The organism is Aquiflexum sp. (assembly GCF_977115555.1).
On the sequence record NZ_CDSBKL010000165.1, the window covers coordinates 1 to 8486 of the forward strand.

Annotated in this window: 8 protein-coding genes; 5 read left to right on the top strand and 3 right to left on the bottom strand. The window is 41.0% G+C overall.

The features are described from left to right. Window positions 1–166: 166 nt before the first annotated feature. The gene (gene hisG / locus ACZFYI_RS11065; RefSeq protein ID WP_462524192.1) at window positions 167–1027 is read right to left on the bottom strand and encodes an ATP phosphoribosyltransferase; all 861 of its coding nucleotides are present in this window, start codon (window positions 1025–1027) and stop codon (window positions 167–169) included. A gap of 408 nt (window positions 1028–1435) precedes the next feature. Between hisG and ACZFYI_RS11070 the strand changes: the two genes are divergently transcribed. Together ACZFYI_RS11070 and ACZFYI_RS11075 are read left to right on the top strand one after the other, a co-directional pair. Next, window positions 1436–2410 carry an RraA family protein gene (locus ACZFYI_RS11070; RefSeq protein ID WP_462524193.1) on the top strand — a complete coding sequence of 325 codons (975 nt, stop codon included), beginning with the start codon at window positions 1436–1438 and terminating at the stop codon, window positions 2408–2410. A gap of 206 nt (window positions 2411–2616) precedes the next feature. Beyond that, entirely contained in the window at window positions 2617–3402 is a 786-nt protein-coding gene (locus ACZFYI_RS11075) for a tetratricopeptide repeat protein (RefSeq protein ID WP_462524194.1), read from the top strand. A gap of 141 nt (window positions 3403–3543) precedes the next feature. Here ACZFYI_RS11075 and ACZFYI_RS11080 read toward each other — a convergent pair whose 3' ends face one another. After that, entirely contained in the window at window positions 3544–4422 is an 879-nt protein-coding gene (locus ACZFYI_RS11080) for an ATP-grasp domain-containing protein (protein ID WP_462524195.1), read from the bottom strand. Between the two features lie 106 nt (window positions 4423–4528). On the opposite strand from ACZFYI_RS11080, the gene ACZFYI_RS11085 reads away from it, so the two are divergent. Next, a complete protein-coding gene (locus ACZFYI_RS11085; RefSeq protein WP_462524196.1) occupies window positions 4529–5275 on the top strand; it encodes a polyprenol monophosphomannose synthase in 747 nt (248 codons plus the stop codon). Here the strand turns inward: ACZFYI_RS11085 and ACZFYI_RS11090 are convergent. Further along, window positions 5259–6476 carry an ABC transporter permease gene (locus ACZFYI_RS11090; protein ID WP_462524197.1) on the bottom strand — a complete coding sequence of 406 codons (1218 nt, stop codon included), beginning with the start codon at window positions 6474–6476 and terminating at the stop codon, window positions 5259–5261. The genes ACZFYI_RS11085 and ACZFYI_RS11090 overlap by 17 nt on opposite strands. 41 nt (window positions 6477–6517) lie before the next feature. Between ACZFYI_RS11090 and ACZFYI_RS11095 the strand changes: the two genes are divergently transcribed. Then, window positions 6518–7717: an exo-beta-N-acetylmuramidase NamZ family protein gene (locus ACZFYI_RS11095; RefSeq protein ID WP_462524198.1), complete on the top strand. Its 1200-nt coding sequence runs from the start codon at window positions 6518–6520 to the stop codon at window positions 7715–7717. Window positions 7718–7811: 94 nt separating this feature from the next. Further along, complete coding sequence (locus tag ACZFYI_RS11100; protein ID WP_462524199.1) at window positions 7812–8339, top strand: lipocalin family protein; 528 nt, start codon at window positions 7812–7814, stop codon at window positions 8337–8339. Window positions 8340–8486: the final 147 nt, after the last annotated feature.

The window sequence follows — 8486 nt, forward strand, 5'->3', positions numbered from 1 at the left end:
TTGTTGTAATGGTTGTAATTGTTGTCTGCTTGGCGTTGTCAGATTGTCAAGTTGTTGAAAGATACATCCAAAATACTCACGGCATTATTTTTCGCCTCTCGCATCTCGTCTCTTGCTTCTATTTTCTAAAATCTCCAGTCTTGTATCTTACGTCTTGTGTCTACCATTATATAACCATCTTCTCTATCGGTACTACCAAAATCCCCTCTGCGCCTGCTGCACGGAGTTCTTCGATATTTTCCCAAAACTGGTCTTCGCTCAAAACTGAATGTACCGATGACCAACCTTCCTGTGCCAAAGGCAAGATCGTTGGGCTTCGCATTCCCGGGATCAGGGAAATGATTTTGTCCAAAGAAGCGTTAGGGGCATTTAAAAGAACGTATTTGTTGCTTTTGCCTTTTTGGACAGCATTCATTCTGAATAGCAACTTGTCTACGATGGCCAATTTTTCTTCAGAAAGGTTTTTATTTCCAATAAGGACGGCTTCGGATTTGAAGATTTCCTCGACTTCTTTGAGTCCGTTCATCATCAGGGTCGAACCCGAACTTACGATATCACAGATGCCCTGAGCCAATCCAATGCTCGGCGCAATCTCAACAGAGCCGCTGATTTCATGAATATCGGATGATATGTTTTTGGACTTCAGGTAATCACCAAGGATCTTTGGATAAGAGGTCGCAATACTTTTTCCTTCAAAATATTGAATGTTGGAATATTCTTCACCTTTGGGAATGGCAAGAGAAAGGCGGCACTTGGAAAAGCCCAATTTCTTGAGAACGGTGACATCTTTGTCTTTTTCGACCAATTCATTTTCCCCCACAATACCAAGGTCAGCTACGCCGTCAGAGACATATCCCGGAATGTCATCATCCCTCAAAAAGAGGAATTCTACAGGAAAGTTCGTAGATGTGGACTTGAGTTTGCCGGTACCGTTATAGAATTTGATGCCACATTCTTTGATGAGGCTAAGGGAATCTTCACTTAGTCTGCCGCTTTTCTGTACGGCTATTCGGATAATTGAATTCATGGATGCAATATACGTTTAGTATCAAAATGCCAATAAGAATTTTGGATGATAGGGCTGTATGAATATACCAACAGCCGTCCGCGGGCGATATGTTAAAAATTTCCTCCTTAGGAGGAATGATGCAAATGATGTACCCCACCGAGGATGGTGCGGACAGAAAAAGAAGTACTATATAAGGTCTTACTGTTCATTGCGTCGGCAAAGTTAATACAGGCTTTCTAACATGCAAGAATGCCGGATTGTTTTTTTGGAACAGAATTAAAACCCTATAAAATTAAACCAACCAAATCATATTACTTTGGTTGAAAATCAGCCATTTATCCAAATTTGATAGTTTTCTTGGGCAATATTGGTGTGATTATGTATTCTTCAACAATAACAAACTTTTACCTCAACCCAACTTAAACCATGAAAAAAAACCTATTGAACGTTTTGATCTTTTCAGGATTGATCTTCAGCGCACTTACTCCCTCTTTTGCTCAATACGACAGGGTGGCGATGGACAGGGAATATATCATTTCATTGACATCTCGTTGGAAGGGTGAGCGATTGCCGGATGGGAGGCCTTATGTATCTGATGAATTGTTGGAAAGGTTGAAAAACGTCGTTTTGACTCATGCGTGGGGTGGATTACGCAGCCACAAGTTCAACAACCAATACCAAGGCAATTGGATGATGGTAAATCCCGACAAAAATACCGTCATGACAGGGCGGGTGGTAACTGCACAATATATGCCTCAGCGACCGGATTTCGGGGATTTGATCCGGGAGGTAGGATTGGCAGAAGGTCATGGAGAAAAAGCCCAATCCAACGTTTGGCCTATCGAAATGCTGAAAGACGGTGATGTTTATGTGGCAGATGGTTTTGCCAAAGTCGAACAGGGAACTTTGATCGGAGACCGATTGGCCAATTCGATATATGCCAAGACGAAGCGGGGTGTGGTTTTTTACGGAACAGTCAGAAATATCCAAGAGATCAAAAAAGTCGAAGGATTCAACGGTTGGATCCTTGGAGACCATCCTTCTTCCATAGCTGAAATGATGCTAACCTCCATCAATGCCCCGATCAGAATCGGTGATGTGACGGTTTTACCCGGGGATGTGGTATTTGCAAGCCCTTACGGCACACTGTTTTTCCCGGCCTACCTGGTAGCTGAGATTGTCCTCAATGCCGAAATCAGCAACCTGCGCCATACTTATGGAATCATGCGCAACAAGGCCGGTGACTGGACAACTGGTCAGATCGATAGCAATTATACAGAACAGATGAACAAAGAGTTTTATGATTACCTCAGAAATCTTCCTGACAATAAACTGCCAATGCCAAGGTCTGAATTAAATGCATTTTTGGAGGCAAAAAAAGATAGGAACATAGGAGGTTGAAAAAATCTGTGCAATCACAACCCAATTCAAAGCTTTGGAAATCGATATCTCTTATCTATTTTCCAAAGCTTATTTTAATTTACGATCCTTCTCAAAAACATTCTTCAGCCTCTAGATAAGATATTCAAAAGCGGATTGAATTTTTTTAGTCTTATTATGAAATTTTCGTAAGGTTTTGTTATTTTTAGTTTTAAATTAAAAATTCCATGCGTACCTCATTATCTATTCTCCTTTTGATTGTCTGTGTTTCTTGTTTTGGGAGTTTTTCAGAAGGTGAAAAATATTTCCGGCAAGCCGATTATGAAAATGCCGTTTCTGAGTTTTCCAAGACCCTTTTTATCAATGTGACTGACATCAAATCCCTTCACCTCAGGGCAAGGTCCTATGAGGAATTAGAAGAGTTTGACAAAGCAGTGGATGATTACAAAACCATCATCCATTATGACCCGACTTATGCGCAGGCCTATGCAGGTATCGGAAAATTATATTGGAAACAGGAAGATTATAAAAATGCCCAAAAATACCTGCTTCTTGCTGCCAAAGAAGACAGTAAGGATTACGACATCCTGTTTTTGCTTGGTCGGGCGATGCTCATGAACAAGGATTATCAGAATGCGGATGAATTCCTGCAGCTAGCAAAAGAACTGAATCCCAAAGATTCGCGCGTTTATTTTTATCAGGGTATGGCAAGGTCTCAGATCGGGGATATTTTGGGTGCAGCAGGATCATTCAATATGTGCCTGAAATACGATCCCGAAAATATCACCGCCAAATACAACAGGGGTTTGATCCGCTTGATGATCGGGTATTCTGAATGGGCTTTAGAAGATTTTGAAGATGTTTTGAAATCCAACCCAAACCATATTGAGGCATTGGCAAGAAGGGGCAATGCAAAAATTGATATCAATGATCCGACCGGTTGCAAAGACCTCAGGGAAGCGGCTGAAAAGGGAAGTCTTTATGCACAAATGAATCTGGAGAGGTGTGAGTGATTGAGTGAGGGGATATTGGATATTGGTTATTGGGTTATTAGGTTTTTGGTTGTTGCCCAAATCTTGGTACTTGGTACTTTATACTTGGTTCAAAAAATCTTGATTCTTGCCTCTTGACTCTTGTTTCTTGCCTCTCACATCTCAAACCCCAAACCTTTCCTTTATCGCATTTTTATAGTTTTCCCTCCCATCTTTCGAAGTAAATAGAAAAAGATACGGCTCAATCAGTTCAAGCTCCATCAGGTAAAAAATCCCCTCAATCCAAACACCATCTACTCTTGCATACAGGGTATCCGCAGCAAATTCATCGATAATCTTTTGGATATTGGCCAATTCGATCAAAGGCGGATCGATGGGATGGATCTGTCCTCCAAAGAAATGCTGTACCCGAAACTCCCCTGATTTGGCACTTTTCAATACCGCATGGGAAAATTTTCCATTGAAGAAAAGGTAGGAATGCTCGCCTACCTCGGCCACTTCCTTGATAAATGGCTGCACCATAAAATCTTCTGAGCCCAACAAACTTTCAATTTGTTCCTGATTTTCCCTCCAATTTTTCTTATGGATCTTCATGGTATTCTTTGCACCGCCGCTGACTGTGGGCTTGATCACCATTTGGTCTGTTTCAAAAGATGCAAAGCAAGCCTCAAGGTCAGGGATTTGATTTTTACTGTTGAAAATCGTCGGAACTATAGGAAAACCTTTGGCCTGAATTTCCTCAAGATATCGCTTATCGGAATTCCGGATTACAGTATCCATATCATTGAATGCAGGAATTCCTAAAGCGTTGATCTTTTGGCACCAAGGCAAAAACTCAGCATATCGGTCAAAATAATCCCAAGGGGATTTCATCAGCAGGTGGGTATATGCTGACCAATCGACCCGTTCATCCGACCATACCTCAAAAGTAAAATCCAAACCAAGTTCCGAAAGGATATCCGTCAGGATCTTGTCTTCATCGGCAACATCTTCAGTGGCGTAAGATCCTCTCGCCTCATAGGTGATCACAGCAATTTTCATGGTTTTGGGTAATTTTTCCGGAGGCAATTATATGTTAATTTTTGCATAATATTTTTTCAAACTTACAATTCCATGCTTTTAATCATATTTTTGGGTTTCGAATTTTATGAACAGAGAAAAACTTGTCATCATCCCTACCTACAATGAACTGGAAAACATCCGGGACATCAGCTTTGCCATCATGGAATTGGAAGGGAAATTCGAACTCTTGGTCATTGATGACAACTCGCCTGACGGGACAGCGGAGGAGGTAAAGAAACTGCAAAAAGAATTCCCTGACAGAATCCACCTGATACAAAGAAAAGGCAAACTTGGCTTGGGAACTGCCTATCTTAAAGGCTTCCATTATGCTTTGGTCAATGGCTACCGATATATTTTTGAGATGGATGCTGACTTTTCCCATAATCCCTCAGACCTGATCAAATTATATCAAGCCTGTGCGGAAGATGGCTTTGATATGGCAATCGGCTCCCGGTACATCACAGGTGTCAATGTGGTCAATTGGCCGATGGGAAGGGTTTTGATGTCGTTTTTTGCGAGCAAATATGTTCAGTTCATTACCGGCATGCCCATCAAAGATGCCACCGCAGGTTTCAAATGCTACACAAGGAAGGTTTTGGAAAGCATCAGATTGGACAGGATCAAGTTCATCGGCTATGCTTTTCAGATTGAGATGAAATTTACTACCTGGAAACTTGGATTTAAGATCAAAGAGGTTCCTATTATTTTCACAGACCGCACCAAAGGAACTTCCAAAATGAATAAACACATATTTAAAGAAGCGGTTTGGGGGGTGATTTACATGAAATTTTTAAGCTTTTTCAAGACATATAAGGTCAATCAAAGCGTATAGCCTTGATAGGCTGGATATTGCTGATCAACATCGCCGGAATGAATAAGACGAGTGTTGTTACTAAAAGCACGGCTCCATTGAGAATGAAAAATACCGGCCAATTCCAGGAAATCGGCACAAAGTTCATGTAGTAGCTTGCAGGATCGAGTGCCACCAACTGGAATTTTTCTTGAATCAATCCAAAACCAATGGCAATCGCATTGCCAATGAACAATCCCCTTCCGATTATCCTGACACCGTTCCATACAAATATCTTCCTGATCTGTTTGTTGCTAGATCCCAAGGCCTTCAGTATCCCGATCATTTGGGTCCTTTCCATAATTAGGATAAACAATATCGAAACCATATTGAAAGCTGCGACGAACAGAATCAATCCTAGAAATATATACACATTGTTGTTGAGCAGAATCAGCCAATCGAAAATCTCGATGAACTTATCCGTCACTTTGATCAGCTTAAGGTCAAAATCCAGGGAATTGTAGATGGATTCGGCCATCTCATCTAACTTTTTGTTATTATGGACAAAAACCTCAAAGCCACCTACCTGATCGGCAGACCATCCATTCAGATTGCGAATGGTCTGAATATCTCCAATGATGATCTTGTCATCGAAATTTTCCAAAAACGTCTCATAAAGACCAACAATTTCAAACCTTCTGAATCTAGGCGGTTCCTGCACAAAGTACATGGTAATCCTCTCCCCTACTTCCAGTCTAAGCTTGTCAGCGATCTTCCTGCTGACCAGGATTTCATTTGACGCGCCGGAATCCGAAAACTGGATAAACCTTCCTTGGACGATTGAATTTTTAAAACTCAGAGAATCAAAGTCAGGACCGATTCCTTTCATCAAAACTCCCTCGACTTCCTCATCTCCCTTCAACAACCCGGGCTTATGGGCATAAACTTGCACATGGCTGATCAGGTCGTTTTGGGGATAATTCTTGTAAAAATCAGAGCTTTTGGAAGTGGGACTTTCCTCGAAGGCATTACCCGAGACAAATTTCTGAACCTGATAATGTCCTGTAAATGAAAAAACCTTCTCGGAAATTTTATCTTGAAAGCCACCCAAAATCATAAAAGAAATCAAGGAAACCGCAATTCCAATTGCTACCGAAGCAACAGCAATACGATGTATTGTCCCGGTAAAACCGCCTGTCCTCTTAAAACTGATTCTCTTGGCAATGAAATAGGAAAGGTTCAATGATTTTGCTTATTTGGTTGAAATTCTATTGCAAAGTAACTATGAAGCCATTCAAAATAATCATACTTGCCACATTTTTCATTCAGAGTCTGGCATTTTGTAAAACAAAAGACCAACAAGACCAAAACACCGAGTCCATCGTCCAAAACCCCATCCTTCCTGCGGCAGATCAGCCTGAGGTTTATCTTCCTCTTTTGAAAGGAAAAAAGGTGGGATTGGTAGTGAATCAGACTTCCATCTTAACCTCCAAAAACAATATCCACTTAGTGGACTTCTTGATGGCAGAAGGCGTTACTGTGGTCAAAGTTTTCGTGCCCGAACATGGATTCAGGGGAGATGCAGATGCAGGAGAAGTGGTCAATTCGGAGATAGACAAGCGGACTGGCTTACCGATCGTATCGCTTTATGGTAACAACAAAAAGCCATCAGCCGAAACGCTCAAAGACATTGATATCCTGATCTATGACCTTCAGGATGTGGGAGTCAGGTTTTATACCTTCATCAGCACCATGCATTATGTGATGGAAAGCTGTGCTGAAAACAAAAAGCCATTGCTGATTTTTGACCGCCCAAATCCCAATGGAAACTATGTGGATGGCCCTGTTCTCAAAAAAGGATATGAAAGCTTTGTAGGCATGCATCCCATACCGGTGGTACATGGTCTGACTGTTGGCGAATTGGCACAGATGATCAATGGTGAAGGATGGCTCAAAGGCGGTATGAAAAGTAACATCCAAGTAATTCCGGTCAAAAACTGGAACCATGACATCCCTTACAGCCTTGCGATAAAACCTTCCCCCAATCTTCCAAATGATACCGCAATCCGATTGTACCCCACGCTTTGTTACTTTGAAGGAACGGATGTTTCCTTGGGAAGGGGGACTTACTTTCCGTTTCAGGTATATGGTTATCCCGATCCAAAATACGGGGACTTCACTTTCACTCCCGTAAGCATCGAAGGAATGTCCAAAACTCCTCCCCAGCAGGATAAAAAATGTTATGGGAGGGACTTGAGAAATGAACCACTGACCCATCAGTTTACTTTAAAATACCTGTTGGAGGCCTATGAAATTTCGGGAAAGAAGGAAAAATTCTTCAACAACTTCTTTGACAAATTAGCCGGAAGCGACCAATTAAGGAAAGATATTTTGGCCGGAAAAACCGAAGCAGAAATCAAAGCATCTTGGCAGGAAGACCTTGAAAGTTTCAAAAAATCCAGAAATAAATACCTGATTTATTGAAACTAAATTGGATTTAATGTATTCTTAATTTAAACTTTTCAATTATTTTCATAGATTTATGAGATTTACCATAGATTCACCAACCTATAAAACTATGAATAGAAATACTAGATTTGTCATTTTTGCTGGATTGATTGCTGCATTTTCTGTGTTAGGGTCCTGCGTCAGCGAGGAAGAAATGCCTTCTTCCACAATCGTAGGAACATGGAACTTTGATTCCTACTCCCTAAGCGATGCCACCATTAATGGTCAGCCTGTACTGACCTACATGACCACTGTTATGGGCCTAACTCCGCAGCAAGCTCAATTGGCGCAGTCACTTTTTTTAACACAGATCATAGATCAAACAGAATTGGCAGCCACTACACTGACATTCAATGCAGATGGGAGCTACATTGTTAGAGTAGATGGTGTAGAAGAGGATTCCGGCACTTATAGCCTACAAAACAACAATACTAAGCTACTTTTGACTTCTGTAAATGGAAACCAAGAATTTGATATTTCAGGATTGAGCAGTAGCAGAATGGTACTTGTTTTGTCAGATTCAGATCAATTTGACGTCGATACAGATGGAAATGATGAGAATGTGGCATATTCCATTGAGTTTACCCTAGTAAAGTAATTGAAGTCAAAACTCAAAAAAAAAAGGTCTGAATTGCATTCAGGCCTTTTTTTTCTTTCCAAAATTTGCAACTTCTATCATTTGGGTATTTCATAATCTATCTCTAGAAATTTCTCAACAGACTTTGCCCAATAGTCTTCTATAAAC

Coding starts and splice junctions, on each gene's coding strand:
- hisG (WP_462524192.1), bottom strand. CDS start 1,027: ATGAATTCAATTATCCGAATAGCCGTACAGAAAAGCGGCAGACTAAGT.
- ACZFYI_RS11070 (WP_462524193.1), top strand. CDS start 1,436: ATGAAAAAAAACCTATTGAACGTTTTGATCTTTTCAGGATTGATCTTC.
- ACZFYI_RS11075 (WP_462524194.1), top strand. CDS start 2,617: ATGCGTACCTCATTATCTATTCTCCTTTTGATTGTCTGTGTTTCTTGT.
- ACZFYI_RS11080 (WP_462524195.1), bottom strand. CDS start 4,422: ATGAAAATTGCTGTGATCACCTATGAGGCGAGAGGATCTTACGCCACT.
- ACZFYI_RS11085 (WP_462524196.1), top strand. CDS start 4,529: ATGAACAGAGAAAAACTTGTCATCATCCCTACCTACAATGAACTGGAA.
- ACZFYI_RS11095 (WP_462524198.1), top strand. CDS start 6,518: ATGAAGCCATTCAAAATAATCATACTTGCCACATTTTTCATTCAGAGT.
- ACZFYI_RS11100 (WP_462524199.1), top strand. CDS start 7,812: ATGAATAGAAATACTAGATTTGTCATTTTTGCTGGATTGATTGCTGCA.